Annotated in this window: 28 protein-coding genes; 21 read left to right on the top strand and 7 right to left on the bottom strand. The window is 62.4% G+C overall.

Going from position 1 to position 26,572, the window contains the following annotated elements; all coding sequences use genetic code 11:
• The 6 genes from E7813_RS10015 to E7813_RS09990 all read left to right on the top strand — a co-directional run.
• Window positions 1-495: branched-chain amino acid ABC transporter permease (locus E7813_RS10015; RefSeq protein ID WP_291573346.1), on the top strand; the 495-nt coding region annotated here is incomplete at its 5' end.
• Entirely contained in the window at window positions 492-1,517 is a 1,026-nt protein-coding gene (locus E7813_RS10010) for a branched-chain amino acid ABC transporter permease (protein WP_291573344.1), read from the top strand. The genes E7813_RS10015 and E7813_RS10010, both read left to right, overlap by 4 nt.
• Entirely contained in the window at window positions 1,507-2,310 is an 804-nt protein-coding gene (locus tag E7813_RS10005; protein ID WP_291573342.1) for an ATP-binding cassette domain-containing protein, read from the top strand. Before E7813_RS10010 ends, E7813_RS10005 begins: the two co-directional genes overlap by 11 nt.
• Window positions 2,310-3,029 (top strand): ATP-binding cassette domain-containing protein, encoded by a 720-nt coding sequence (locus tag E7813_RS10000; protein WP_291573340.1) that lies wholly within the window; start codon window positions 2,310-2,312, stop codon window positions 3,027-3,029. The genes E7813_RS10005 and E7813_RS10000 overlap by 1 nt, the downstream gene beginning before the upstream one ends.
• A 36-nt stretch (window positions 3,030-3,065) precedes the next feature.
• Window positions 3,066-3,374: a DUF6166 domain-containing protein gene (locus tag E7813_RS09995; protein WP_291573338.1), complete on the top strand. Its 309-nt coding sequence runs from the start codon at window positions 3,066-3,068 to the stop codon at window positions 3,372-3,374.
• Window positions 3,375-4,487 (top strand): Zn-dependent alcohol dehydrogenase, encoded by a 1,113-nt coding sequence (locus tag E7813_RS09990; protein ID WP_291573336.1) that lies wholly within the window; start codon window positions 3,375-3,377, stop codon window positions 4,485-4,487.
• 6 nt (window positions 4,488-4,493) lie between these two features.
• Here E7813_RS09990 and E7813_RS09985 read toward each other — a convergent pair whose 3' ends face one another.
• Both E7813_RS09985 and E7813_RS09980 read right to left on the bottom strand, forming a co-directional pair.
• Entirely contained in the window at window positions 4,494-5,180 is a 687-nt protein-coding gene (locus tag E7813_RS09985; RefSeq protein ID WP_291573334.1) for a GntR family transcriptional regulator, read from the bottom strand.
• Between the two features lie 184 nt (window positions 5,181-5,364).
• The gene (locus E7813_RS09980; RefSeq protein WP_291573332.1) at window positions 5,365-6,342 is read right to left on the bottom strand and encodes a tripartite tricarboxylate transporter substrate binding protein; all 978 of its coding nucleotides are present in this window, start codon (window positions 6,340-6,342) and stop codon (window positions 5,365-5,367) included.
• 272 nt (window positions 6,343-6,614) lie between these two features.
• On the opposite strand from E7813_RS09980, the gene E7813_RS09975 reads away from it, so the two are divergent.
• Window positions 6,615-8,423, top strand: coding sequence for a long-chain-acyl-CoA synthetase (locus tag E7813_RS09975; protein ID WP_291573330.1), 1,809 nt, complete (start codon window positions 6,615-6,617; stop codon window positions 8,421-8,423).
• An 8-nt stretch (window positions 8,424-8,431) separates the two neighbouring features.
• Here the strand turns inward: E7813_RS09975 and E7813_RS09970 are convergent, their stop codons facing one another.
• Window positions 8,432-9,307, bottom strand: a complete 876-nt coding sequence (locus E7813_RS09970; protein WP_291573328.1) for an acyl-CoA acyltransferase — start codon at window positions 9,305-9,307, stop codon at window positions 8,432-8,434.
• A gap of 107 nt (window positions 9,308-9,414) precedes the next feature.
• On the opposite strand from E7813_RS09970, the gene E7813_RS09965 reads away from it, so the two are divergent.
• The 4 genes from E7813_RS09965 to E7813_RS09950 all read left to right on the top strand — a co-directional run bounded on the left by E7813_RS09965 (window position 9,415) and on the right by E7813_RS09950 (window position 12,177).
• Window positions 9,415-9,663: an acyl carrier protein gene (locus E7813_RS09965; RefSeq protein ID WP_291573326.1), complete on the top strand. Its 249-nt coding sequence runs from the start codon at window positions 9,415-9,417 to the stop codon at window positions 9,661-9,663.
• Entirely contained in the window at window positions 9,650-11,032 is a 1,383-nt protein-coding gene (locus tag E7813_RS09960; protein WP_291573324.1) for a fatty acid--CoA ligase family protein, read from the top strand. The genes E7813_RS09965 and E7813_RS09960 overlap by 14 nt, the downstream gene beginning before the upstream one ends.
• Window positions 11,025-11,759 (top strand): SDR family NAD(P)-dependent oxidoreductase, encoded by a 735-nt coding sequence (locus E7813_RS09955; protein WP_291573323.1) that lies wholly within the window; start codon window positions 11,025-11,027, stop codon window positions 11,757-11,759. The genes E7813_RS09960 and E7813_RS09955 overlap by 8 nt, the downstream gene beginning before the upstream one ends.
• A 118-nt stretch (window positions 11,760-11,877) precedes the next feature.
• Window positions 11,878-12,177 (top strand): HU family DNA-binding protein, encoded by a 300-nt coding sequence (locus E7813_RS09950; RefSeq protein WP_291573321.1) that lies wholly within the window; start codon window positions 11,878-11,880, stop codon window positions 12,175-12,177.
• A gap of 181 nt (window positions 12,178-12,358) precedes the next feature.
• Here the strand turns inward: E7813_RS09950 and E7813_RS09945 are convergent, their stop codons facing one another.
• Window positions 12,359-13,573, bottom strand: a complete 1,215-nt coding sequence (locus tag E7813_RS09945; RefSeq protein ID WP_291573319.1) for a mandelate racemase/muconate lactonizing enzyme family protein — start codon at window positions 13,571-13,573, stop codon at window positions 12,359-12,361.
• 127 nt (window positions 13,574-13,700) lie between these two features.
• Window positions 13,701-14,684 (bottom strand): TRAP transporter substrate-binding protein, encoded by a 984-nt coding sequence (locus E7813_RS09940; protein ID WP_291573318.1) that lies wholly within the window; start codon window positions 14,682-14,684, stop codon window positions 13,701-13,703.
• 205 nt (window positions 14,685-14,889) lie between these two features.
• Between E7813_RS09940 and leuC the strand changes: the two genes are divergently transcribed.
• The 10 genes from leuC to E7813_RS09890 are packed head-to-tail and all read left to right on the top strand — an operon-like array spanning window position 14,890 to window position 24,198.
• The gene (gene leuC / locus E7813_RS09935) at window positions 14,890-16,299 is read left to right on the top strand and encodes a 3-isopropylmalate dehydratase large subunit (RefSeq protein WP_291573316.1); all 1,410 of its coding nucleotides are present in this window, start codon (window positions 14,890-14,892) and stop codon (window positions 16,297-16,299) included.
• Window positions 16,300-16,935 (top strand): 3-isopropylmalate dehydratase small subunit, encoded by a 636-nt coding sequence (gene leuD, locus E7813_RS09930; protein ID WP_291573314.1) that lies wholly within the window; start codon window positions 16,300-16,302, stop codon window positions 16,933-16,935.
• Window positions 16,932-18,071, top strand: a complete 1,140-nt coding sequence (gene leuB / locus E7813_RS09925; protein ID WP_291573312.1) for a 3-isopropylmalate dehydrogenase — start codon at window positions 16,932-16,934, stop codon at window positions 18,069-18,071. Before leuD ends, leuB begins: the two co-directional genes overlap by 4 nt.
• Window positions 18,071-19,120: an ABC transporter substrate-binding protein gene (locus tag E7813_RS09920; protein WP_291573310.1), complete on the top strand. Its 1,050-nt coding sequence runs from the start codon at window positions 18,071-18,073 to the stop codon at window positions 19,118-19,120. The genes leuB and E7813_RS09920 overlap by 1 nt, the downstream gene beginning before the upstream one ends.
• Before the next feature lie 11 nt (window positions 19,121-19,131).
• Window positions 19,132-19,950, top strand: a complete 819-nt coding sequence (locus E7813_RS09915; protein ID WP_291573307.1) for an ABC transporter ATP-binding protein — start codon at window positions 19,132-19,134, stop codon at window positions 19,948-19,950.
• Entirely contained in the window at window positions 19,947-20,819 is an 873-nt protein-coding gene (locus E7813_RS09910) for an ABC transporter permease (protein WP_291573305.1), read from the top strand. The genes E7813_RS09915 and E7813_RS09910 overlap by 4 nt, the downstream gene beginning before the upstream one ends.
• Before the next feature lie 58 nt (window positions 20,820-20,877).
• Window positions 20,878-21,849, top strand: coding sequence for an ABC transporter substrate-binding protein (locus E7813_RS09905; protein ID WP_291573304.1), 972 nt, complete (start codon window positions 20,878-20,880; stop codon window positions 21,847-21,849).
• A gap of 6 nt (window positions 21,850-21,855) precedes the next feature.
• Window positions 21,856-22,611: an ABC transporter permease gene (locus E7813_RS09900; RefSeq protein WP_291573302.1), complete on the top strand. Its 756-nt coding sequence runs from the start codon at window positions 21,856-21,858 to the stop codon at window positions 22,609-22,611.
• Window positions 22,590-23,396, top strand: coding sequence for an ABC transporter ATP-binding protein (locus E7813_RS09895; RefSeq protein ID WP_291573301.1), 807 nt, complete (start codon window positions 22,590-22,592; stop codon window positions 23,394-23,396). The genes E7813_RS09900 and E7813_RS09895 overlap by 22 nt, the downstream gene beginning before the upstream one ends.
• A gap of 7 nt (window positions 23,397-23,403) precedes the next feature.
• Window positions 23,404-24,198: an ABC transporter permease gene (locus tag E7813_RS09890; RefSeq protein WP_291573300.1), complete on the top strand. Its 795-nt coding sequence runs from the start codon at window positions 23,404-23,406 to the stop codon at window positions 24,196-24,198.
• Between the two features lie 8 nt (window positions 24,199-24,206).
• On the opposite strand, the gene E7813_RS09885 is transcribed toward E7813_RS09890, so the two are convergent.
• Together E7813_RS09885 and E7813_RS09880 are read right to left on the bottom strand one after the other, a co-directional pair.
• Window positions 24,207-25,244 carry a 5-methyltetrahydropteroyltriglutamate--homocysteine methyltransferase gene (locus tag E7813_RS09885; RefSeq protein ID WP_291573298.1) on the bottom strand — a complete coding sequence of 346 codons (1,038 nt, stop codon included), beginning with the start codon at window positions 25,242-25,244 and terminating at the stop codon, window positions 24,207-24,209.
• Window positions 25,245-25,329: 85 nt separating this feature from the next.
• The gene (locus E7813_RS09880; RefSeq protein ID WP_291573297.1) at window positions 25,330-26,124 is read right to left on the bottom strand and encodes a class II aldolase/adducin family protein; all 795 of its coding nucleotides are present in this window, start codon (window positions 26,122-26,124) and stop codon (window positions 25,330-25,332) included.
• Window positions 26,125-26,572: the final 448 nt, after the last annotated feature.

Genomic DNA, 26,572 nt, shown 5'->3' with positions numbered 1-26,572 from the left:
TATCTCGCTTATGGCACGGCGCATTTCATCGGTGTTCAGGTGCCGACCTATAATCTGCTGGTGATCGCGGCGAGCGTTGCGATCGCGCTGGGCCTCGGCCTGTTTCTCGAACGAACCAAAATCGGCCGCATCGTGCGCGCCACCGCCGAAAATCGCGAGATGGCGGAGAGCCTTGGCGTCAATGCGTCGAAGATCTTCGCGCTGGTCTTTACCATCGGCTGCATGCTGGGCACGGTCGGTGGCGCGCTGGTGGTGCCATCGGGCGCGGCATCGCTCGACATGGCGGTGGACCTTGTAGTGGAGGCCTTCGCCGTGGTGGTGATCGGCGGGCTCGGCAGCATGCGCGGCGCGCTCGCCGGTGCGCTGGTCGTCGGCTGGATGCGGGCGGCCGCGATCTCGCTGATGCCCGAGATGGAGATGCTGTCGGTGTACTTCGTCGTCGTGGTCGTGCTTATTTTCAAGCCGACGGGCTTGTTTGGGAAGGCCAGCGCGTGAGCCATACCTCGATCGGCATTTCCACTCCGGCGACCGCGCAGCGCACGCTGCCGCGGCCGACCGGATTGTGGGTGCTGCTCGGGCTGCTGACGATCATGGCGCTGTTGCCGCTGGTGGCTTCGCCCTATGCGCTGCTTCTAATGCTGCCTTTCATAGCCTATGGCATCGCGCTGCTGGGCTTCAACCTGCTGTTCGGAACCACCGGCCTGTTGTCGTTCGGACACGCGCTGTTTCTCGGCGTCGGCGCCTATGCCGCGGCGGTCCTGACCTCGAAACTCGGCGTGCTGAGCTTTGAGTTGCTGCTGGTCACGGCTGCACTGGCGTCCGGCGTCATTGCGCTGGCGGTCGGCGCTTTGTGCGTTCGCTACACCAGAATATTCTTTGGCATGCTGACGCTGGCGTTTGGCATGCTGTTTCATTCCTTCCTGTTCAAGTTTTACGGCCTCACCGGCGGCGATCAGGGCATGCGTGTGTTGCGGCCGCTCTTGCTCGGGATGGAATGGCGCGGCGGCAAGACCGCATTTCTGACCGGACCGTTTTACTACTATGCGCTGGCGCTGTTCGCGCTGCTGGGACTGGCGATGTGGCGTATCACCCAATCGCCGTTCGGCCTGCATTTGCGGGCGATACGCGAGAATGCCGGCAAGGCCGCCTATGTCGGGGTCGAGATTTTTCGCATGCGGCTGGCGGCCTTTGTGATCTCGGCGGTCTATGGCGGCATCGGTGGAGTGATCCTCGCGGTCACGACGGGACTCGCAGATCCGGAACTGGCTTACTGGACCCATTCCGGCAATCTGGTGTTCATGGCCGTGCTTGGCGGCAGCGGCAGTTTTGCCGGCCCCGCCGTCGGCGCGCTGGCATTCGTGGTGCTGCAGGATTTCGTGATGTCGATAACACAATACTGGCGCTTTGTGATGGGCGGCACGCTGGTACTGCTCGTCGTGTTCCTGCCGCAGGGCCTGTCGGGAGCAATCGAACTTTTCGCCGTCAGGCGCAAAGAGAGGCCGCCGCATGCAGCCTGACCGTGCACCCGCTCTGGAAACGACGCCACTGTTCGAAACGATCCGTGTTTCGAAAGCCTACGGCGTCTATCTGGCGTTGCGTGATGTATCGTTTCAGGTCAGCGACGGCGAATTCGTCTCGATCGTCGGTCCCAATGGCGCCGGAAAAACTACGCTGGTCAATGTCGTCACCGGCCTTCTGACGCCGACACGCGGGGAAGTCAGGTTCCTGGGCGGCGATATCGCCGGCGTCGGACCGGTCGAACTGGCGCGGCGCGGCATGTCGCGCACGTTTCAACTGGTGAACATCTTTCCCGCGCTGACGGTGCGCGAGACGCTGGCGGTCGCGGTGGCGTCCCGGCTGCGGCGCGTTGCCAATCCGTTTCGCTCGCTGAGGCGCGATGACGTTCTTCAGGCCGAAGCCGAGCGCGTCGCGGAAGTATTGGGCCTGCGCGCCAGGCTCGATATCGTCGCCTCGACCCTGTCGCAGGGCGAAAAGAAACTGCTCGATATCGCCAGCGCCTTCGCGCTCAATCCCACCGTGATCCTGCTCGATGAACCGACCAGCGGCGTCTCGACCGGCGACAAGCATGCGATCATGGAGGTGCTGGTGACGGCGGCGAAAGCCGTCGGCGTGCGCGCCATCGTCCAGGTCGAGCATGACATGGATCTCGTCGAGCGCTATTCGCACCGGATCGTTGCGTTGCAGGAAGGCAGCGTGCTGGCCGACATGGCGCCGGAGGCCTTCTTTGCCGATCCTGCCATGATCTCGGCGGTGGTGGGAACGCGTCGGAAAACGATGAGGACGCCGTGATGCTTAGTCTTTCGAATCTCAAAGTCGATATCGAGGGCAGCCATATTCTCAATGGCATCAGCCTGTCGGTTGCGGCGGGTGAACTGGTCTGTCTGGTCGGGCGCAACGGCGCCGGCAAGACCACGACGTTTAGGAGCATCATGGGCTATCGCCGCGCGCAGTCTGGCAGCATCAGCTTTGACGGAATCGATTTGGCGAAATTGCCGACTTGGCAGATCGCGCAGCGCGGCATCGGTTTCTCGCCGGAAGAATCCGAAGTCTATGCCGACTTGACCGTGGCCGAGAATATCGAGCTTTCGACCTGGACGCGGCCGTCAGGCCGTCCGGCCGCGACCCGCATCGAGGAAGCCTACACCGTGTTTCCGAAATTGCGGCAGTATCTGGCGCGGGGTGGCGCGCAACTATCCGGTGGCGAACGCAAGATGGTGTCGATCGCGAGGGCATTGACCCTCGATCCGAAACTGTTGCTGCTCGACGAGCCGTTTGAGGGCCTGTCGCCCGCCATCATTCCCCTGATTGCGGAAGGCGTCGCCTCGATCCGCGCGATGGGCAAGGGCGTTCTGATCGCCGAATCCAACGTGCATCACATTCCCGATTACGTCGATCGAATCTATGTACTGGAACGCGGCGAAGTGATGTTTTCAGGACCATTGGCGGAAGCTTACCGGGATCGCGCCGTGATGCGCGTGATCGCGGGCCAGATCGATGCCGTTTTGTGATTTAGAGTGTCAACGCCCGGAAGACAGGAGTGCTGCATGAAACGTTATGTGGGAGACCGGACTATCGACGGCGTCAAGGTGACGGTCGATGGCGCGCCGCTTGATCCCTGTACCAACGTCATGGAGTTCACCAAAAACGGCTTCGAATGGAGCTACGAGGGGCCGGAGCCCCGCCAGCTTGCGCTGGCGCTCTTGGTCGATCATCTCGGCGATCGGGAAAAAGCCAAGACTCTGGTCGAACCGGTGATGCGCGCGATCGTCGCCAATTTCGGCAATGAGTGGGAAATGACCTCGGCCGATCTCGACCAGGCGCTGGCAGCACTTTCCGGCAAGGCGGTGGCTTGAATGTCGCTCCAATATCGTGCCGCAGTGCTGCATGCGGCGCAGACGCCGTTGTCGATCGAAACCGTCACCGCCGCGGCGTTAAAACCCACCGACGTGCTGGTGCGGATCCGCGCGGCGGGGCTGTGCCACACCGACCTGGAAGTGATCGAGGGGTCGCTGCGCTACCCGATGCCGATTGTGCTCGGGCACGAGGCCGCCGGCATCGTCGAACAGGTCGGACCGGCCGCGCGCGGCGTCAAGGCCGGCGACCATGTCGTGCTGTCGTGGAATCCGCATTGCGGACATTGCTTCTATTGCGACCGCGATACGCCGATCCTGTGCGAAGAATATCTCGGCAAAGGGCCGAAGGCAGTCCCGTTCGATGGCGAGGTGCGCACCACGCTAGCGGATGGCCGTAACGTGCAGCAGTTGATGTTCCTGGGTTCGTTCGGCGAATATTGCATCGTGTCCGACCAGCAGGCGATCCCCGTTCCGAAGGAGATGCCGTTTGATCGCGCCTGCCTGATCGGCTGCGGCGTCATGACCGGGGTTGGGGCCGCGCTTAATCTCGGCGCCATCGCGCATGGCGACAGCGTCATGGTGATCGGTTGCGGTGCGGTCGGGCTGGCGGCGGTGCAGGGCGCGCGGCTGGCGGGCGCAGGCGCGATCATCGCCGTCGATCTCGACCCTGCGAAATTGGTTCTCGCCGCTAAGATGGGAGCGACCTCCGGCATCGATGCGCGAACCGGTGACGCGATCGCCGCCGCAAAACGTGAAACCGGCGGCCGCGGCGTCGATGTCGTGATCGAGTCCGCAGGGAGCGCGTCGGCGTTTCGGGCCACCACCGAGGCCGTGCGGCCCGGCGGCCAGGTGATCTGGCTCGGCAAGATCGACGTCAACAACGATGTGTCGTTTCGCTGGGGTTCGCTGATGCAGGAAAAGCGTATCCGCCGCGTCAGCTACGGCAATACGCGACCGCGCCGCGATTTTCCGTTGCTGGCGCGGGCCTATCTCGATGGCGAGCTGTTGCTTGATGAGTTGATCACCTGCCGCATCGCGCTTGAGGGCATCAATGACGGCTTCGCCGCCTTGAAGCGCGGCGAAGCCATTCGCAGCGTCATCACCTTCGATTGAGGTGGTTCAGGTATCGAGCGTCTTGCGCGCGAAATCCTCGATATAGTCGATCAACCGGTCCGATGCAGCCGCAGCGGACTTGACCTTTTTCTGCGCAATCGCCTCGGCAACTGCAGCATGCAGCTTGGCGGCCAGCGGCAGGTCCGCGACTTCCTGATAATGCTGATACCAGAACCGGCGCGACAGCGCGTTCATCAGTCCCATCGAACGCCGGGCGAATTCGTTTCGCGCCGCGGTCGCCACTAGGATGTTGAAACGCTGGTCGAGCCGCATGAAGGCGATATCATCGGCCTTGGCGGCGGTTGCGAGCATGGCGCCCGCCAGTTCGCTGAATTCCTGGCGTTCCTCGGGCGTAGCGCGCTCAGCCGCCAGGCTCGCCATCAGGCGCTCCAGCTCGCGGCGCACTTCGAGCAGTCGAAGCTGAAGCCGCAGATTGATCTCCGAGACCATGATGCCGCGCCGGGGCATGATCACGACGAGCCCGTCCCGGGCAAGGCGTTGCAGCGCTTCCCGTATCGGCGTCCGTCCGATCTTCAGCCGTACCGCAAGGGTCTGCTCGGACAAAATCGTTCCCGGCGACAATTGCAGCGTGACGATCATCTCTTCGAGCTCGCGATAGGCGCGATCGGTGAGCGTGCCATCGTCAACCTCGGTGGCACGCGCCCGGCGTTTTGGCGGCGGTTTCGGCTTCAAATCACGTCTCGCAAATGTCGGCTGATTGCCCGCCGGCGAAAATCTCGGCTGATCCCAAGCGTATATCGGACATATATCAGGAAGCAAGACGCCGGGAGGGAAACGCCGGATGACCTGGATCACCCTATGGCAGCGCCCGTCGGGATAGCCGCCGCAATCTCGAAAGATGTCCGTTGGTGCAGCGCTATTTGTGACCGGACATTTCCACGACTTTGCGCCAGCGGTCGGTTTCAGTAACCAGCATCGCGCCGAATTGCGTGGCATTGCCGGAAATCGGGATGGCGCCGAGTTCGCCGATCCGCTGCTTGATGACAGGATCGGCGAGGGCGGCGTTGATTTCCTTGTTGAGGAGATCGATGATTTCCTTCGGCGTGTCGCGGGGCGCGCCGACGCCGTAGAATGAACTGGTTTCATATCCCGGCAGCGTATCGCTGATCGGCGGCACGTCGGGCATGGTTTCCGACCGCTCGTGCGTCGTGACCCCGAGCGCGCGCAACTTTCCGGTCCGCACAAACTCGAACGAGGACGTGACGTTGTCGAACATGCCCTGGATCTGTCCGGACATCACATCGGTCAGGCCCGGCGCCGATCCGCGATAGGGCACGTGGGTGAAGTCAACACCCGCCATGGCCTTGAACAATTCGCCGGACAGATGAAGTGACGTCCCTATGCCAGACGAGGCGATGCTGAGTTTGCCGGGATTGGCCTTGGCGTAGGCGATGAACTCCGCGACGTTGTGGACGGGAAGGTCGTTGTTGACTACCAGCACCAGCGGGATGCGGGCAACGCCCGCGACCGGCGCGATGTCTTTCGCAAAGTTATAGGGAAGCGATGGATCGAACGATGCGTTGATGGCGTTGGCGGTGCTGGTCAGCAGCAAGGTATATCCGTCCGGCGGCGAGTTGATGACGGTCTGGGTGCCGATATTGCTGCCGGCGCCCGGCTTGTTTTCAACGACGAACGGTTGGCCGAGCCGTTCCGACAGGCGCTGGCAGATCAACCGTGAGAGCACGTCGGTCGCGCCGCCCGCGGTGTAGGGGACGATCCATCGGACCGGATGAGTGGGATAAGAATCGGCGTGAGCTGCAGCGATCCATCCGGCGCCGAGCAACACCGTTGCGATGCTTGCCGCCGAGTGAAGGAAAGCTCTTTTGCTGATCACTGTGGCCTCTCACATTTGATGAGGCGGGTATCGCAGGAATTCAGGTGCACCGCACGCTGTTCCCGTCATCTTGGTAAAGTTCCGGTACCGCCGTTCCATCCAAGTGCCGTCGATCGCGCGCGAGCTGTGGCGCACGGCAGCGCGGCGCCTTCGTGAAAGATCAAAAGACCAGGCAACGCTGCCTTAACCGTGCCGGTTAACAACCTCCCTGATTAACCCCTGATCGAACGCGGCGCGGTATACATTGCCGCGGGATCGACAAGTATTCAGCCATGAGCACGGATGTCATTGACCAATCGATCGGCGACCGGCAGCGGGGCAAACCATCCGCGGCCAAAAGCTGGCTGAAAGCGATTGAACTCACGTCCCGCATCGAGGCCGACCCGAGCCGGCTGTTTGCCGATATTGTCGAGCAGTGGTCGGAGCGAGAACCGCACCGTGCCAGCCTGATATCGGAAACCGAGACGTTCAGTTATCGCGTTCTGGCGGACCGGATAAACCGTTACGCCCGCTGGTCGCTGTCGGCAGGAATCAAAAAAGGCGACGTTGTTTGCCTTTTGATGCCGAGCCGACCGGAATACATCGCGGCGTGGCTCGGTATCACCAAGGTCGGTGGCGTTGTCGCGCTGATCAACACCAGGCTGGTCGGGCCGTCGCTGGCCCACTGCATCAACGTTGCCGCTGCCGATCACATCATCCTCGCTGCCGATCTCGTGGATATATTCGAAACCGCAGCGCCGTATCTGAACCGCGCGCCGAAAATCTGGATCCACGGCAACAACACGAACCAGGCCAGTATCGACGCCGTCCTGGACGAGATGGATGCAAGTCCGCTGTCGCCAGTCGAGCGGCGCGGGGTCACCATCGACGGTCGCGCGCTGCTGATCTATACCTCGGGCACCACCGGCCTGCCAAAGGCAGCCAGCGTCAGCCACCGGCGCATCCTGAACTGGGGCGGCTGGTTCGCCGGACTGACGGATGCTTCACCCGAAGACCGGCTGTACGATTGCCTGCCAGTCTATCACAGCGTCGGCGGCATCGTCGCGCCCTGCAGCATGCTGCACGCGGGGGCATCGGTAGTGCTGGCAGACAAATTCTCGGCAAGCCATTTCTGGCGCGATGTCGTGCGTTGGGATTGCACGCTGTTCCAGTACATCGGCGAGCTTTGCCGATATCTTCTGAAGGCCCCAAAGTCCGAATTCGAAACCAGACACCGGCTTCGGCTTGCCTGCGGCAATGGTCTGCGCGGCGATGTCTGGGAGGCGTTTCAGGCGCGTTTTGCCATTCCGCGAATACTGGAATTCTATGCCGCGACCGAAGGCAATTTCTCGCTTTTCAACGTCGAGGGCAAGCCCGGTGCGATCGGCCGGATTCCGCCGCTGTTGGCGCATCGCTTTCCGGCGGCGATCATTCGTCTCGACGCCGAACTCGGCGCGCCCGTTAGGACCGCGGACGGTCTTTGCATTCCCTGCATCAGCGGCGAAACCGGTGAAGCGATTGGCCGGATCGGGAATGCCGGCGACGGCGGCGGCCGCTTCGAGGGCTATACCGACGCCGGCGAAACTGAAAAGAAAATCCTGCGCGGCGTGCTTGCGCCCGGCGATGCCTGGTTCCGCACCGGCGATCTTATGATGCGCGATGAAGGCGGCTATTTTCATTTCGTCGATCGCGTCGGCGACACGTTTCGCTGGAAAGGCGAAAATGTTTCGACCTCCGAAGTCAATCAGACCATTTTGGATTGCCGAGGCGTCGTCGACGCAACGACCTATGGCGTGAAAATTCCGGGTGCCGACGGCCGCGCGGGAATGGTTGCGGTCGTGGTCGACGACGGCTTTGACCTTGTGGAATTCCAGTCCGGTCTCGCGGGCCGGCTGCCGGCCTATGCCCTACCGGTTTTCGTCCGCATTTGCGCGGCGCTCGATGTCACCGAAACCTTCAAGCAAAAGAAGCAGGAGCTGGTTCGCGAGGGATTCGATCCCCGCCTCGTCAGGGAGGCGTTGTTTTTCCACGATGGTGACGCTTATCGTACGCTCGATAGTGACGCCTACGCGCGCATCGTGGATGGCTCGATCAGGCTGTGAGCGTTTGCTCACATGCCGTAAATCGCGAGTTCCGTATCGGTCAGGTCGCCCAGGCGAGGCCGATGCGGACCCCTGAAGTACTTGCGGCCGTGCGTCTCGCTGTAGATGCCGGGTAGTTCCGCCATCGGTCCGTTCGCATCGACGATGACGATCGGCTTTCCCCGCCGGAGCAGATAGCGTCCGATCGCGCCGGCGCAACGACCATAATCGGGAATGCTGCGGCAATAGCCAAGCTGCAGAGCGGGCACGGGAATGACGCCGCGGCGCTTTCGCAGGTGGAAAAAAACAAAGGGAAGCGCCTCGTCATCGGTGTGGCACACCAGGCTGAGACAGCCATGCTCCGCATGGCGCTTCAGCATGTCGAGGTCCGCAGGCGTCAAACCCGCAACGGATGAGGTATCCGCTGCCACCGCCTCGATCGTCATTCCGCGTCCGCTTCGCGACAACGCCGGCACCGAAAAATAGAGGCCGCGACAGTAAGGCACGAAGCCCTGCGCTTCCAGGATCGGCCAGGTCGGATGCGCCGGCGTGACATTGATATAGACGACATCCTTGCGCCTCTGGGTCATCGACGCAAACAGCGACGCGTAGTTCCGGAATGCCGGATCGACATACCAGCTCGATACGTTGCAGCAGATCGCGGTTTCGCCGTCGATGCTCTTGGTCGAGTAGATCAAGAGCAGGCAGCCGACCGGCACGCCTTCATTTTCGAGCAGGTAGCCATAGCGCTGCGTGTCCGGTGGCAGCGCGCGCGTGGTCTGGCGTTGCAGGCCGCGCATCCAGTATTCGCGGGGAAGGTGCACGAAGCCTCGGGTCAGCAAGTCAGCGACCGCGTCGATGTCGCGTTCCGATATTTCGCGAATTCGGGGCTTGACGGCAAGCATCATGTTTACCAACGGGTGCAAAAGATACCGGAACGGCCGGGTTTTTTCACATTTGCGCTCTATCATGCGAGCTCACAATTTTTAATGAAAAAGAGGCGGAAAAATCCATGGCGTCGGTAAGGTTAAGGATTATTTCGGCGATACAGCAGATTGCCAGGGAACAGCAGGTCACCCTGCCGCCGCTCGAGGATGATCTGTCCCTGCACGAGACGGGTTTCGATTCGCTGGGCTTCGCCATTCTGGTGGCGCGGCTTGAGGACGATCTCGGTGTCGATCCGTTTACGATGTCGGAGAACGCGGCGTTTCCTCTCACGATAGGCGACTTCATCGGGGCCTATGAAAATGTCCCCGCGTGAACCCTTCGCGTTGCGCGATTATCTTGGTCCAGGCCTGGCTGGCCGCACGATCTCGGATGCGCGCCAGATTGTGTCGCTGACCGACATTCCAGAGCAGACCTGTCTTGGAGGTCGTCTGGGTGAACTCTCGGCGCGGTCGGTGCTGCTTGCGGTCGTGGATCAACTGACATCAGGGATCGCGATGACGGAGATCGATGGCGTCGCGCGTCGAATGTTGTTGTCTCCGCCCGATATCGACGCCGATCACATGCGAACCCTGATGGAAGAGGCTGCTATCGATGCCGTGGTGACCGATCATCCGGAGCGGTGGGCGGATGCCGGGATTGGTCTGGTCGTGACGGCCGGGCGGCCCGCGCCTGCGGCAGCGAAAGCCCGGACCGAACGGGCGACGGAATGGCTGATGCTGACGTCCGGCACATCGGGCGTGCCCAAGATCGTCAGTCACACGCTTGAGGGATTGACCGGCGCCATCGTGGCGGAGGGGCCGGCACGCGATGCCGCTGCGATTTGGGCGACCTTCTATGACATCAGGCGCTACGGCGGCCTTCAGATATTCTTGCGCGCCGTCGTCGGCGGCGGCTCGATGGTGTTGTCCGAGCCGGGTGAGCCGATCGCCGATCATGTTGCGCGCCTTCTTGCGCGCGGCGTTACCCATATGTCGGGCACGCCGTCGCATTGGCGTAGGTTACTGATGAGCGGCTCGGCCCCGGGATTCTCTCCGCGTTACGTTCGTTTGTCGGGCGAGATCGCCGACCAGGCGGTGCTTGACGGCTTGAGCCGGGCTTTTCCCAAGGCCTCGATCGGTCATGCCTATGCTTCGACCGAAGCAGGTGTCGGCTTTGCCGTGAACGATGGCCTCGAAGGCTTTCCCGCTGACATGGTCGGCCACAGCCGCGACGGCGTCGAAATGAAAGTCGAGGACGGATCGCTCCGGATCCGTTCGGCGCGAACGGCGCGAGCCTATGTCGGCCGACGCGCCGCGGCGCTGACCGATAGCAAAGGTTTCGTCGACACCGGCGACATGGTCGAATTGCGCGGCGACCGGTATCACTTCGTCGGCCGGCGCGGCGGCATCATCAATGTCGGCGGACTCAAGGTTCACCCCGAAGAAATAGAAGCCGTCATCAACCGCCACGCAGGGGTACGGATGTCCCGCGCCAGATCGCGGCGCAGTCCGATCACCGGCGCCGTTGTCGTTGCCGACGTTATCCTGGCCGATGGCGATGGAGACGGGCGCGATGCGATCCGCAACGAAATCCTGGCCGATTGCAAGGCGTCGCTGGCGCCGCACAAGGTGCCTGCCATTATCAGGTTCGTCGCATCGCTCGATGTGACGGCGGCCGGCAAACTGGCGCGCCACGATGCATAACGTATTGGTCACCGGAGGCAGCCGCGGTATTGGTCTTGCCATTTCGCGACGGCTTGCCAAGGCCGGCTACAAGGTGATCGCGGTGGCACGGCGCGAAAGCGACGCGTTGAAGGATGCCATCAGCGAAGTCGAGGAGGAGGGCACCGGCGGCCTTCATTTCAGAGCGTTCGATCTCAGCGAGATCGGCGCGATCCCGGCCTTCGTAAAAGGATTGCGCGACGAATTCGGTCCCCTCTACGGCCTCGTCAACAATGCCGGGATCGGCAACGAGGGGCTGCTCGCCAACATGCACAACACCGAGATCGAGGCCCTGGTGCGCCTCAACATCACCTCGCCCATCGTGCTTACGAAATATGTCGCGCGGCACATGATGGCCGACGGAGCCGGCCGCATCGTTAACATGTCGTCGATCATCGCAACGACCGGTTACAACGGGCTGTCCGTCTATGGCGCGACCAAGGCTGCGGCAACAGGCTTCACCCGATCGCTGGCGCGCGAGGTGGGCCGGACCGGAATCACGGTGAATGCGATTGCGCCGGGCTTTGTGGATACCGAACTCACCAAAACCCTGTCGGAAGACCAGCGTCAGCGAATCGCCGGCCGCAGCGCGCTGCGCCGGTTGCCCGAGGCTGACGACGTCGCGCGCATGGTCGAATACCTGCTCGGCGACGGAGGTCGCAACGTCACCGGGGCCGTATTGACGATTGACGCCGGAAATACGGCATAAAACACGGCATAAATCGGCCGAGATTGCAGAAAAGCCTGTCAGTTAAGGGTCAGACAGGTTTGCAGACATCGCTATTCCCAATACTGTCCGTAGCGCGAATCAACTTACAGGAGATCAAATGGCAGTCCAGATGACGAAGTCGCAGCTGATTGAGAAGATCGCCACTGAGGCTGAAGTGGCAAAGAAGGATGTAAAGGGCGTGTTGGAGACGCTCGCGACGGTTGGCTATAAAGAGCTGAAGAAATCGGGCGTGTTCCTGGTTCCCGGCTTTGCCAAGTTCGTCGTCATCAAAAAGGCCGCTACCAAGGCTCGGCAGGGCACCAATCCGTTCACCGGAGAGGCGATGACGTTCAAGGCCAAACCGGCCCGGAAAATCGTCAGGGCACGGCCGGTCAAGGCAGCCAAAGACGCGGTGTAGGTGTTAAAAGGCCCCTTCGGGGGCCTTTTGCATGAGGGCTCTCAGCCGCCAAGGCGAGGGTCTCGGTAGGCGCCCGAAACAGGAACGGGACCGGACGGCCACCTCGGGGCTCGACCGCGGCACGATCTGGGCCTACTTGCGGCGCCATGGTTGCGCCGCACGCCGCTCGATCCTTTGTCGCCTAGGCTTTCCTGCCGTAGTTCAACAGTCCGCCGGTGCCCTTTGGCGGATGAGCGCGAAGCGCTTCTTCATTGGGCTCGGTGCCCCAGCCCGGACGGTCCGGCATGATGAGATAGCCGTCCTTGATTTCGGGCACATGGGTGAAAAGCTCGTGGTCCCATTCCAGACGGTCGATGTCGGTTTCCATGATGCGCAGGTTGGGTACCGCCGCGCTGAAGTGAGCGTTCATCATGGTGCAGAGGTGACCGTAGAAATTATGCGGCGCGACGTTGACTTCGTGTGCCTCGGCGGACGCGGCGATCTTCATCGACTGCCAAACCCCGTTCCACGGCGTGTCGATAATCGCAACATCCATCGCCTGTTCGCGGAAATAAGGCAGGAATTCGCGCAGACCCAGCAGCGTCTCGCAGGACGAGATCGGGTGCGGACTTTGCCGCCTGATATAGCCCAATGCTTCGGGACTGAAGCTGTCGATCTCGATCCAGAACATGTCGAGATCGGCAATCTCGCGCAGGATCTTGAGATAACCTTCGGTCTTGGCGTTGAAATTGAGGTCGAGCAGGATGTCGATATCGGGTCCGGCGCCATCGCGGATCGCCTCGAGGTGCATGTGCAGATCGCGCAATACCCGGCGGTCGACATTGATCTCCGGTTCGAACGGCACGCCGAAGCCGGGCCGCCAGCCCTGCGGTTTGCCTTCATCGTAGGTGAAGATGTTGGTCTTGAGCGCGGTGAATTTCTTGTCGCGGACTTCGCGTCCGATCGCCTTGACGCCGTCGAGATCGGTGATCGGCGGCTTGTACCAGGCCGGATGGTTGATGCGCCAGGTCGCGCAATGCGACCAGTAGACGCGAATGCGGTCGCGGATTTTGCCGCCGAGCAGGTCGTAGCAGGGCACACCGAGCACCTTGCCCTTGATGTCGAGCAAGGCATTTTCGATCGCACCAATCGCCTGGGCGATGACGCCGCCGGTTCCCGGGCGGGTCGCTGAAAAGAGCTCGGCATAGATTCGTTCATGTTGCAGGGCATTTTGTCCGACCACGCGCGCCGACAGACGCTGGATCACCGCACCAACGCCGGGCGAGCCGAAGCCTTCGTCGAATTCGCTCCAGCCAACGATGCCGTCGTCGGTGGTGATCTTGACGAAATGGTAGTTCCGCCAGCCGGCGTCGCAGGCGAGGATGTCGACGCTGCGTACTCTCGATACCTTCGCCATGGTGGCTCTCCCGGGTTCGCCGATCGTGACGGTGGCGGCGTTAATATCGCCGATACCATCAACCGGATGATGGGGGAGTCAAGGGCGCTTGCAACGACCGCGAAGCCGACCTTGAGCGTGGAAGATGTTACGGTTTCGCCGCCTTGAAGGCGTCAAGGATTTGCGGGCAGATCGGTCCGGCTCTTGTGCACCAGGCGCGTTGCGCGGCTGCTGCTCCCGGCTGGAACGCGGCGACGATGGCCGGCGCGGGATTGGAATCGATGGTGACGCCATTTGCGCGCATGCGCCGATAATTCTCCTGCAGCCGGGTCGACAAAGCGAGCCACAATTCAGTCTCGGTTTGGCGGCCGGCGGCATCGACGGCTTCGCGCAGATCAGGTGTCAGGCTGTCATAGGTTGCCTGATTGAGGCTCGCCACCGAGAGCGGCAGCGAATAGGTAATTTCGGTGAAATAGGGCAGGAATTTCCAAAGCCCGCGGCCGGCGCCACCGTCCCCCGACGACAAGACCGCGTTGATACTGCCGTCGGCAAGCTTCGGCATGGTATCCGCAAAGCTGATCGATGTGGCTTTGGCGCCGACGCCGGCAAACACCTCGCTCGATATCCGGTCATAGGTTCGAATTGAAAGGCCGGACAGGTCGGACGGCATCTGCAACGGCGCCTTTGACCAGATGCCCGAGGGCGGCCATGGCGTCAGATAGAGCAGCCGCTGCCCCTTCTTCTGTAACGCGGCGGCAAGGTATGGCCGCGCCAGCTCGGCAAGCCGTTTTGCATCGGCCGTTGAAGTCGCCAGAAACGGCAACGTCGGCAGGGCGAAGATCGCATCTTCGGCATCCAGCGCGCCGGCCAGCGCGTCGCCGGCCTGTACCCGTCCCTCGGCGACGGCGGCGAGCATATCGGCCGATCGAATTCCGCTCGCGGCTTCGAAGCTCGGCTTGATCTGGAGTTTTCCTGCGCTCAATTCGGCGAGGCGTTTTGCGAAGGTCGTGACGCCGAGCCCGGGCATCGCGCTTTGCGGATACTCGGTCGGCATATCCCAAATCGTCTGGGCGCGGAGGGCTGCTGCATGAAACAGCAGCAACAAGGCCATCAGCCTGATGAAAAGTCGCACGATTTTGTTCCGATCCGGAGCTGTTTGGCGGTCATCTTTGGGCACCGGCCCTAGCCGAACGGTGGCCTGCCATGCTTTGATAGTGAGGAGACTTGGGCATGGAGATTTGGGCATAAAGCCTGGGCTTAAGGAAGAGCAAGCCGTGCGAAACGGCTGACAGCGTCGAACGCCGCCGACGAAAGACGCCAAAAGGGAGGATATGCTGTTGGAAAAGCGCGGCCGCACGCTGCTGGCCAAAATCTGGGACCAGCATGTCATCGCCCATATCAGCGATGATACCGATCTGCTCCATGTCGATCGTCATTTGCTGCACGATCTCGGCGGTTCACGCGGTCTGATCGACCTCAAGGGCCGCAATCTCCCGGTCCATAATCCGGAACTGACGTTCGCCACCCCTGACCATGCGATCTCGACGGCGCACGGACGCGTCGGCACCATCAAGATCGGGCAGGAACTGCTGGCGGCGCTGCGGGTCGAAACCACGGCCAGCGGCATTCAGATGTTCGATATCGACGAGCCCGGCCAGGGCATCGTCCATGTCATCGGGCCCGAATTAGGCCTCAGCCTTCCCGGTTGCCTGATCGTGTGCGGCGACAGCCATACCTGCACCCATGGCGGGTTGGGGGCGCTGGCTTTCGGCATCGGGTCGAGCGAGTTGACGCATGTGCTGGCGACGCAAGCTCTGATCCAGCGCCGGCCCAAAACCATGTGTGTGAAATTCGAGGGCAAGCTGTCGTCGGGCGTGACCGCCAAGGACCTTATCCTGGCGCTGATCGGCCATGTCGGCGCTGCCGGCGGCACCGGCTATGCCGTCGAATATGCCGGCAGCGCGATCCGCGACATGCCGATCGAGGGGCGGCTCACCATCTGCAATCTGTCGATCGAACTCGGCGCCAAGATGGGCCTGATCGCACCGGACGAGAAAACCTACGACTACATCCGGGGACGGCGGTACGCGCCGCGAGGCGAGATGTGGCGGCAGGCGGTCGAGGCGTGGCGGCAACTGCCCAGCGAAGCCGATGCCGTGTTCGACCGCGAAGTCGTCATTGATGTCGAAGCCATCACGCCACAGGTGACCTGGGGCACCAGTCCCGAACACGTGGTCGGGGTTGACGGTCGCATCCCCGATCCGCAGGCGATTGCCGATCCGGCGCGCCGCGCGGCGATCGAGACCGCGCTCGACTATATGGGCCTCAAGCCCGGAGCGCCGATCGCCGGGACACCCATCGACTGGGTTTTCATCGGTTCTTGCACCAACAGCCGGTTGAGCGATCTGCGCGCCGCCGCGGAAATCGCGCGCGGCCGCAAGGTTGCACCCGGCGTGCGCGCCTGGGTCGTGCCGGGATCGGAGACCGTCAAGCGGGAAGCGGTCGCCGAAGGGCTCGATAAGCTCTTTATCGATGCCGGCTTCGAATGGCGTGAGCCCGGATGCTCGATGTGCCTTGCCGCCAATGGCGAGACCGTAGCACCCGGCCAGCGCTCGGTCTCGACCTCCAACCGGAATTTCATCGGCCGCCAGGGTCCGCGCGCCCGCACCCATCTGGCGAGTCCGGCGATGGCGGTAGCCGCCGCAATAGCGGGCGCGATCGCCGACGTGCGGACCATGGAGCGATAGATGCCGAAACCCTTCAACAAGTTGACGGCGATTGCGGCGCCCATCATGCGCAGCAACATCGATACCGATGTCGTCATCCGTATCGAGCGCCTGGTCGGCAACTCCGTGCGTGGAACGCTCGGCAAATGGGCCTTCGGCTCGCTGCGCTATCTGCCGGACGGCTCGGAAAATCCGGAATTCATCCTGAACCGCGAGCCGTATCGACAGGCGGAAATCCTCGTCACCGGCCCGAATTTCGGCTGCGGTTCTTCGCGCGAAGGTGCGGTGTGGTCGCTGCAGGAACTGGGCATCCGCGCCATCATCGGTTCGGGATTCGGCGATATTTTCTTCGCCAACTGCTTCCAGAACGGAATCCTCCCCATCGTCGTCGACAAGGACATTGTCGATGGCCTCGCCGCGGAGGTCGAGCACACCCAAGGCGCGGGACGCATTGGCATCGATCTCGAGGCGCAGACGATCACCTCGCCTTCGGGAAAGCAGGTCCGTTTTGAAATCGATCCGCGCCGCCGCGCCGGCCTGCTCGAAGGTCTCGATGAGATCCTGATGACGTTGCGGCGCGACGACGAAATCCGGGCCTTCCAGGCCGCCGACCGCGCCGAGCGGCCATGGATCCACTTTGCAGGGAAACAGGCATGAACAGTTTGTCTAACATGATCAAGGTTGCCGTGGTCGGCGGCGAAGGCATCGGCCCGGAAGTGACGGCGCAGTCGCACCGGGTGCTGAACTGGTTCGCCGCCAAGCGAAACGTTCCGATGACATTGCGCGAGGCGCAATTCGGCCTGATCCCCTATCGGGCGACCGGCAAGGTGCTGCCGCCGGATACTGCCGAGGCGATGGACGAAGCCGACGCCATCCTGTGGGGCGCCACCGGGGGGCCGGAGACGACTGAAGTTCCTGCGGCGGCGCGCAAGGCGGGAAGCCTGCTGTCGCTGCGCAGCAAGTACGACCTCTATGCCAACCTGAGGCCGATCGTTGCCGATCCGGCTTTGTCCGAGTCGGCGCCGCTCAAGGCCCGCGTACTCAAGGGCGTCGACTTCGTCATCATCCGCGAACTCACCAGCGGCATCTATTTCGGCGAACCGCGCGGTATTGAGACGCTGGCCGACGGACAGCGCCGCGGATTCAACACCGAGCAATACACCACCAACCAGGTCCGCCGCGTGGCGCGGACGGCCTTCGAACTGGCGCGCACCCGGAAGGGCCGGGTCTGCTCGGTGGACAAGGCCAATGTGCTGGAGACCAGCGTTTTGTGGCGCGAGGAAGTCATCGCGCTCCATGCCGCGGAATTTTCCGATGTCGAACTCACTCATCTCTATGTCGATAACGCCGCCATGCAGATCGTGCGGGATCCGGCGCAGTTCGACGTGATGGTGACCGGAAATATCTTCGGCGACATTCTTTCCGATTGCGCGGCGATGGCGTCGGGCTCGCTCGGCATGCTGCCGTCGGCCTCGCTCGGTCCGGTCGACAAGTTCGGCCGCCGCAAGGCGCTGTATGAACCGGTCCACGGCAGTGCGCCTGACATCGCGGGCAAGGGCATCGCCAATCCGCTCGGCTCCATTCTCAGCGTCGCCATGATGCTGCGCATGACGCTCGACAGGCCCGACGACGCGGACCTGCTCGAAAAAGCGGTGGCCGCGGCCCTGGCATCCGGCGCGCGAACCGCCGACATTGCCGAACCCGGTGCCACGAAACTTTCAACCCAGCAAATGGGCGATGCAGTGCTGAGCGCCCTGGAGCAAACCGCCAGCAAGCAGAAGGAGCCCGCGTGATGGCACAGCATTTTACACGACGTTCGGCGCTGACGATCGTCGCCGGGGGCGCTTCACTGGCAGCAGGACGGGTATGGGCCGCCGATGCCAAGGAGGGCCGCGAGGTCTATCCGGTGGCGGTGCCGGTCTATCAGACGCATTTCGTGGCCGATCGAGCCGGCTTCTTTAGGGAAGCCGGGCTCGACTGCAAACTGATTCAGGGCGGCAGCGGCGTCAAGACGCGCGAGATCATCGCCTCATCACAGGCCGATATCGGCATCGGCGATATCACCCATCCGATGCAGCTGAGCAATCACGGCCGCGCCGGGCGCGTGCTGGCGCCGGTCGATACCCGCTCCAGTTCGGTGATGTTCATTATCCGCAAGGATCTGAAGGACCAGGGCATCACCACGCTGGAGGCGCTGACGGAATGGAAGCGGCCCGACGGGCGCAAGCCGATCGTCTCGGTGTCGTCGCTTGGCGGTACCAATCATGTGTGGGCGTCCTACTACATGGAAAAGATGGGACTGGACGACAAGGTCACCTGGATTGGAACCGGCAATGTCGACACCATGCTGGGTTCGCTGAAAACCAGGCAGGTCGATGTGCTCGTGAGTTCGCTGTCGCTGTTGAATGACTCGGTGGATCAGGGCTGGGGCGCCCTGTTGTTCGATGGCACGGACGAGACGATCTGGAACAAATATATCGGCGGCAAGGTTCCGGTCACCTCGCATTTTACCGTGCAGTCGACCATCGACAAGGACCCTGCCAAGATGCAGGCCTACGTCACCGCTTTGTGGCGAGCCACCCAGTGGATCAAGGTGCATTCGCCCGACCAGATCTACGAGATGATCGAGCCCTATGTCGGCAGCACGTCGCGCAACGCCAACATCCAGGAAATCACGGCGTTGCAGAAAGTGGTCGACTATGACGCTTCGATCGACGCGGCGGGTTTTGCGCGCGGCGAAAAAGTCTGGTTCAGGGAAATGACCGGCATCAAGCCGCTCACTATTGCCGAAGTCGTCAGCCCTGCATTCATCGACGCGGCGCGAAAGGCGTATCCGGCTTGATGATGCAGGACATGTCCGCAGCGCCGCAGGATAGGCCGGCGGATCTGCAGCGTATCGCTGTCAGGGGATTGAGCAAATCTTTCCAGCTGGCGGGCACCGCCATCGAGGCGGTACGCGATGTTTCGTTCAGTGTGCGGCGCGGCGAGTTCGTCGCGCTGCTGGGACCGTCCGGCTCTGGCAAGAGCACCATCCTCAACATGATCGCGACGCTGATCAAGCCAAGCAGCGGCCAGATCCTGATCGACGGCAGGCCGGTCATTCCCGGCAAGGCGACCCCGGACGTCGGTTATGTTTTTCAGCGCGATACGTTATTTCCCTGGCGCACGGTTGCCGGCAATATCGGATATGGCTTGCAGCTCTCGGGCGTCCCGGCCCGGGAGCAGAAGGACCGCATGAGGGCCTGCGTGGCGCAGGCCGGGCTGCAGGGCTTCGAAGAGGCCTATCCGTCGACGCTGTCGGGCGGCATGCGCCAGCGCGCCGCCTTGATGCGGACACTGGTGGTCGAACCCCAGGTCCTCTTGATGGACGAACCGTTCGGCGCGCTCGACACCCATACCAAGATCGACATGCATGACGTCCTGCTTCGAATTTGGGAACGCGAGCAGCAAACGGTTCTGTTCGTCACCCACGATCTCGGCGAGGCCCTGACATTGGCCGACCGCATCATCCTGCTTTCGGCGCGCCCCGGCATGATCAAGGATGTCTTCGCGGTCGACTTTGCGCGGCCGCGCGACGCGGTGAAGGTGCGTGAGACACCCCGTTATGCCGAACTGTTCCAGCATATCTGGCACTCGCTCGGCGAGGAATTCATCAAGGGACGCAGCGCATGAGAATGCGGCGACCCGTCAGCACGCTGGCCTGGCAGGTGCTGATCTGCGTCGCCGTGCTCTCGATCTGGCAGTGGGGATATGGCTTGCATGGCAGCTTTCCGTGGCTGGTGCCTGATCTGCTCGACCCTTATTTCGTGTCGAAGCCTTCCGAGATCTTCGGGCAATTTCTGATCCTGGGTTGTTTCAAGTCCAAGCTTGGCGCGTTCAACGGCTGGTTCAACGGAGATTTTGCCAGGTGCATGGCGCGCACCGAAAACAATCTCTGGATCGCGACCGCGGTCACGCTGAAGAACACGTTCTTCGGGTTCCTGGCCGGCGTTTCCAGCGGCTTCGCGGCAGGATTGGTGCTCGGGCGCTCGGATCGCCTCAGCGCGATCTTTCAGCCCTTCATCACCGCGGTGAATTCCATTCCGAGGATCGCACTGGCGCCGATCATCGTGCTGGCGTTCGGGATCGGCGACATGTCGAAAGTCGTCACGTCGTGGATCGTGGTGGTGTTCCTGGTGTTCTTCAACACCTTCGAGGGCGCGCGCTCGATCGACGAAGGTTTCGTCAATGTCGCGCGACTACTCGGCGCCAGCGAATGGCAGATCACCCGCACGGTCGTGATTCCCTCGACCATGGCCTGGGTATTCGCCTCGCTTTCGCCGGCGATTTCCTTTGCGCTGATCGGCGTCATCGTCGGCGAATTCATCGGCGCGGAACGCGGCATCGGACGATTGATCATCGAATCGGAGGCCCGCGCCGAAGCTTCGGGAATGATGGTTGCGGTGATCGTACTGATGCTGGTGGGGGTTGCGCTGTCGGCCCTGATCTGGCGATTGCAGGCGTATCTGTTGCGCTGGCAGCAGCATAATATGGTAGAGTAAACCGGCCTGAGGGAGCCTCAAGACTCCATCCAGCGTCAAATAAAGAGGGGGAACGTAAATGATGACCATCACCCGCCGCACCGTCCTGGCGACACTGATCGCGACAGCGTCGATTGTGATGCCGGCCGTTTCACAGGCCGAAACGGTCCGGATCGGGTTGCCGACCAAGACCTACTGGCCGACCACGGTGGCGGAGGCTGCGAAGTCGCAAAAACTGTTCGAGAAGGAAGGCATTACCGCCGAGCTCACCATCTATCGCGGCGGCGCCGAGACCTTCGAGGCGATGGCCGCGGGCGCTGCCGATGTCATCCTCGACGCGCCGGCGCTTCCGGCCGCGGGCAGGAAAAAGGGCGTGATGTCGAAAGCGGTCGCCAATGGCGCGATGGGCAATTTCGGCTGGCAATTGATGGTGCTAAAAACCTCCCCGCTCGACGTCAAGGATCTGAACGGCAAGAAAGTCGCCATCACCTCCGCCGGCTCCGGCTCGGACCTGCTGGCGCTGTGGACCATCCAAGAGAAGAAGATCGACTTCACCCGTGTGCCCGTCGGCGGCGGCGGGCTGGTGCCGAATCTTCTGGCCGGCAACGTCGATGCGGCGGTGGTCTATTCGCCGCTCAGTTTCCAGATCGCGAAATCCGGCGAGGCTCGCACCATCCTGGATTACGCGGCGGCGGTGCCGCCCAATCTCACTTCGGTGTGGATCGCGACCGACAAGTACATCCAGGAAAAGCCGGCGATGGTGCAGAAGACCCTCAATGCCCTGTATGGCGGCCTGATGTACATGCGCAACAACCGGGAAGCGGCGATCAAGCTGATCGCCGAACTGTATGAAATGCCGGCCGACATTGCCGCGGCGGAATACGAAAATACCATCCTGAAGCTCGAGACCGATGGCAACATGGCTGCCCCCAACGTGCCGGCGGCGATGGATCTCTCGCTGCAGATGGCCAAGCTTGGCGGCATGAAGGATCTCGCGCCCGGAAGCGAGATCACCTCGACCGAGTTCAAGCCGGTGCCGACCAAACCCTGAGGGAGTATGAAGAGTTCACTGGCAGTCAAGGCAACCCGCTTCGTCATCGTGGCGATGGTATTCGCGGTCTGGGAGCTGCTGTCGCGGACGGGGATGATCAATCCGCGGCTGTTGCCTTCCGCCAGCGACACCATCGTCACGTTGGCCGACCTGCTGGGACGGCCCGGCGTGCGCTCCGATATCCTGGTCACCGGCGCCGAGGTGCTGACCGCGTTCGTCATCGCGGTGCCCTTCGGTGCGCTGGTCGGGCTGTTGATCGCCGAGAGCCGATACTTTGCCGAAGTGGCAAAGCCGCTGCTGTTCTTTGCCTTCAGCATCCCGAAGTCGATTTTCCTGCCGATGTTCATCCTGGTGTTCGGCGTCGGCTTTGCGCAGAAGGTCGGGTTCGGGTTTTTCTCGACCATCTTCATCGTGATCATGTCGACCACCACCGCGGTTGAATCGGTCAAGCCCGAAAACCTGATGGTTGCGAGATCCTATGGCGCGACGCCGGCGCAGACCGTGTGGCGGGTTTATCTGCCGAGCATGCTGCCGGTGCTGCTGGAAGCGTTGCGGATCTCGATGATCTTCAACCTCACCGGCGTGATGCTGGCCGAGATGTATGCCTCGCGCGAGGGGATGGGACATCTGATCGCCAACTGGGGCGAGAATTTCATGATGCGCCAGCTGTTGGCCGGGGTTCTGATGGTCGCCATCATCGCCGTCTCCTTTAACGAACTCGTTAGATGGGTGGAAACGAGATGCAGCCATTGGCGAACATAACCCCGATCAAGCCGGCCGCGCGCGCGGGCGCGGTGCAGCTCGGCGGCGTCGGCCTCGTCTACAAGACCTCCGGCCAGGATGTTGTGGCGGTGTCGGACGTGTCGATCGAGGTCAAACCGGGGCGCTTTGCCGTGCTGGTCGGCCCCAGCGGCTGCGGAAAGTCGTCGCTGTTGATGATGATGGCCGGCCTGCGGCACCAGACCTCGGGCGCGATTTCGATCAATGGCGCGCCGATCGAGGTTCCCGATCCGGATCGGGTCGGCGTGGTGTTTCAGGAGCCGAGCCTGTTTCCATGGTTGACCGCGGAAGAGAACGTCGAATTCCCGCTGACGCTGCGGGGTGTCTCGAAACAGGAGCGCCGCGCCAAGGCGGAGGAGGCGCTGCAGCTGGTCGGCCTCGATGGCTTCGGCAAGCGTCATCCGCATGAACTGTCCGGCGGCATGAAACAACGGGTCTCGATAGCGCGCGGTCTGGTCCAGGACCCTCCGGTGCTGTTGATGGACGAGCCGTTCGCAGCGCTCGACGAGCAGACGCGCATGACCATGGGCGACGAGCTGCTGCGGATCTGGGCCGCGACCGGCAAGACCATCGTGTTCGTGACCCATAGCCTGACCGAGGCGGTCTATCTCGCCGACGAAGTGATCGTGATGTCGGCGCGTCCCGGCCGCATCGTCGACCGGCTCGAGGTGGCACTGCCGCGCCCGCGCACGTTCGAGATGCTGAGCGGCGATGCGTTCGGAAGCCTGCGCGACCGTATCTGGCGCCACATCCGCAAGTCGGCATGAGGGCATGATGTCATCGACCATGCTACGCCGCCTGATCGTGATTTCCCTGATCGTGCTGTGGGAAGTGCTGCCGCGTATCGGCGTCATCCCCGAATTGTTCCTGCCGTCACTGTCCTCGACCTTACTGGCCGGCTGGAATCAGGCCGGCGAATACGGCCATGCACTGGTCGTGACGCTGTACGAGGTTGCCATCGGCATGGTGATCGCCTGCGGCGGTGGCATTCTCGCCGGCGCCGTCGTCGGCAGCCTGCCGCGGCCGCGCCTGCTGATCATGCCGATGGTGTCCAGTCTCTACGCCGTCCCGCTGGTGATCCTCTATCCGGTGTTCACGGTGTGGCTCGGGATCGGTTCGGAATCCAAGATCGCGTTTGCCGGCATGTACGGCTTCCTGCCGACCATGCTGGCGACATCGGCCGGCATCCAGACCATCGATCCCCAACTGCTGCTGGCGGCGCGCAGCATGGGAGCGACGCTGAGCCAGCGCGTGACACGGGTGGTGATTCCGGCCGCGATTCCGACCGTGCTGTCGGGGCTGAGGGTCGGGGGGGCGCTGGTGATCGTCGGCGTGGTGGTCTCCGAGATGCTGATCTCGTCGGCGGGGATCGGCTATCTGATCTCGCGCTACCGGACCATCCTCGACAGCCAGCACGTCTTCGCCGGCGTCCTCCTGGTGCTGGCGATGGCGATTGCGTTCAACGCCATGATCAAGTTCGTGGAACGTCGCGCCGCGGTCTGGCAGACCGGCACCCGCGCCGGACCCGATATGATCGCCCGCGAAATCCCCGCGGCGGCAACGGCCTGACCGACAGGTCAACTGATTTCCCTGCGCACCATCGCCGCGGCGTCGCTCATCGCCTTGAGCTTACCGAAGGCGATATGGCGCGGCATGTATTTCATGCCGCAATCCGGCGCCGGAATCAGCCGGTCCGCCGAGACATATTTGAGGCCACGGCGGATGCGGCCCGCGATCACCTCGGCGGTCTCGATTTCGGGGTCGCCGAGATCGATCACGCCCAGCATGATTTTCTTCGGTGACAAATCCGCCAGCACGCCGAGATCGAGCTTGGGCTGCGCGGCCTCGATCGAGATTTGCTCGGCGGTGGAATCGGCCAGTTCCGCCAGAAAAGAGTAACCCGACGGCTTGATGTCGCCAGGCACGACGGCGGCATAGCCGAAACAGATGTGCACCACCGTCGGCACCGTGATGCCCTGCAGCGCGCGGTTGATCGCCTTCACGGCGTAGCGCTTGGCGGCGGCCGGATCGTTGCGCACCCAGGGTTCGTCAAGCTGGATCACGTCGGCGCCGGCTTTCTGCAAGTCCAGCGCCTCGGCGTTGACCGTGGCCGCCAGCGCCATCGCCAGCTCTTCGTCGTCCTTGTAGAATTCGTTCTTGGCCTGCTGGCTCATGGTGAAGGGGCCGGGCAGGGTGATCTTGGCGGCATGGCCGGTGTTACGGCGGAGGAATTCCATGTCCCTGAGCTCGACCGGGCCGCTGCGGCGGATTTTCCCGACCACGCGCGGCACCGGCGTCGGGCCCGATCGCGCGGCAATGATGGCTGGATTCTTGCTGTCGATGCCTTCCAGGGCGGTGGCGAAACGGTTGGAGTAGCTTTCCCGCCTGATCTCGCCGTCGGTCACGATATCGATTCCGGCGCGCTCCATGTCGCGGATCGCGACGATGGTCGCGTCGTCCTGGGCCTGCTCGAGATATTGTTCCGGAATTCGCCACATCTGCATCATGCGGGTGCGCGGAACCGACTTGGACAGCATTTCGCGGTCCACCAGCCAGTCGGGTTGCGGGTAGCTTCCGACCACGGTGGTGGGCAGTACGTGCTTCGGATAGGGCACTATCTCAACTCCGCTGATCGGCGCCGTCCGGGCGCCGGACACGCACGACGTTTCCAGATCTTGCCTCGCCGGCAGTGCCGCGAGATCAATTCCGGTACGAGGTGTCGACGCGGTCGAGCTTGCGCAGCAACGCCGGCCACGCCAGCTCGCCGTTGCGGTTGGGCAGATTTGGACGCGGCTTCACCTTGTCGAAGGTCTTTTCCAGCACGTCCTGCGGCGGATAGACCAGCTTGGTGTTGCAGGACAGCGCCATCACCTGCACTTCGCAGGCGCGTTCCATGCGATACAGGAGGTTGAAGGTCGCAGGAATGGTTCGTCCGACCACCAGCAGTCCGTGATTGCGCAGGATCATGGCTTCGTGATTGCCGAGGTCGCGCACCAGCCGTTCGCGTTCGCCGACGTCGTCGGCGATGCCTTCGAAGTCATGATAGCCGATGTGAAGAAACCGCATCGATGTCTGCGCCAGCGGCAGCAATCCGCACTCCATCGCGGAGACGGCCATGCCGGCCGGCGTATGGGTATGCGCGACACAGTCGACGTCGTGGCGGGCCATGTGAATGGCGCTGTGAATGACAAAGCCGGCGGCGTTGACGCCATAATCCGAGGCGTTGAAAAGCGTGTTGCCGTCGAGATCGACTTTGATCAGGCACGAAGCATCGATTTCCTCGTAGAGCATGCCGTAGGGATTGATCAGGAAGTGGTCATGCGTCCCAGGCACCCGGCACGAGATGTGGTTGGCGATCATCTCGGTCATGCCGTACATCGCGGTCAGGCGGTAGCAGGCCGCGAGATCGACGCGGGTCTGCCACTCCTCGGCGCTGACCTGTTCGCGGACCGATTTGACGACCTTGATTGCGGGAGAACTCACCGGGGGTGTCATGCAGTTCCTCCATTGAAACGGTTCGTTTTCGAGGGATTCGCGAGCCGGTTGGTCCGGCGATCATGAGGCAGGGTACGAGCAACGAGGGCGGCACCGCAAGTAGGGCACCCGGGTCGGCCCATGATTTTGCGAGGGGTCAGGTCCGCACCCGACGCCTCCATCGGCGTCCCCCCTATGCGCGCGACGTCGTGAGTGATGTACGCTGCTGCTCCAAACGAAGCTGTCATACTCCGCGAAAGCGGGGTATCCAGTATGCCGCGGCCTATCGGTTAATTCCTGACGTCTCTGGAATACTGGATCGCCCGCTTTCGCGGACGATGACAGTTGAGCGCAATTCCGCATTCTCGCGGCGCGATGCGTCCGAGTTTTGCTGAAAAATTCCTTACCCTCCGATCAGAGGGCGCAGGGAATGCCGGGCGCCCAATGCGCCCGCAGCCTGGCAGGGCAG

The sequence above is a fragment of the Bradyrhizobium sp. genome, from assembly GCF_004799405.1.
Taxonomy (GTDB): Bacteria; Pseudomonadota; Alphaproteobacteria; order Rhizobiales; family Xanthobacteraceae; genus Bradyrhizobium.
Note: the sequence above shows the minus strand (reverse complement) of the source record. Positions and strands in the feature narration are given on the sequence as shown.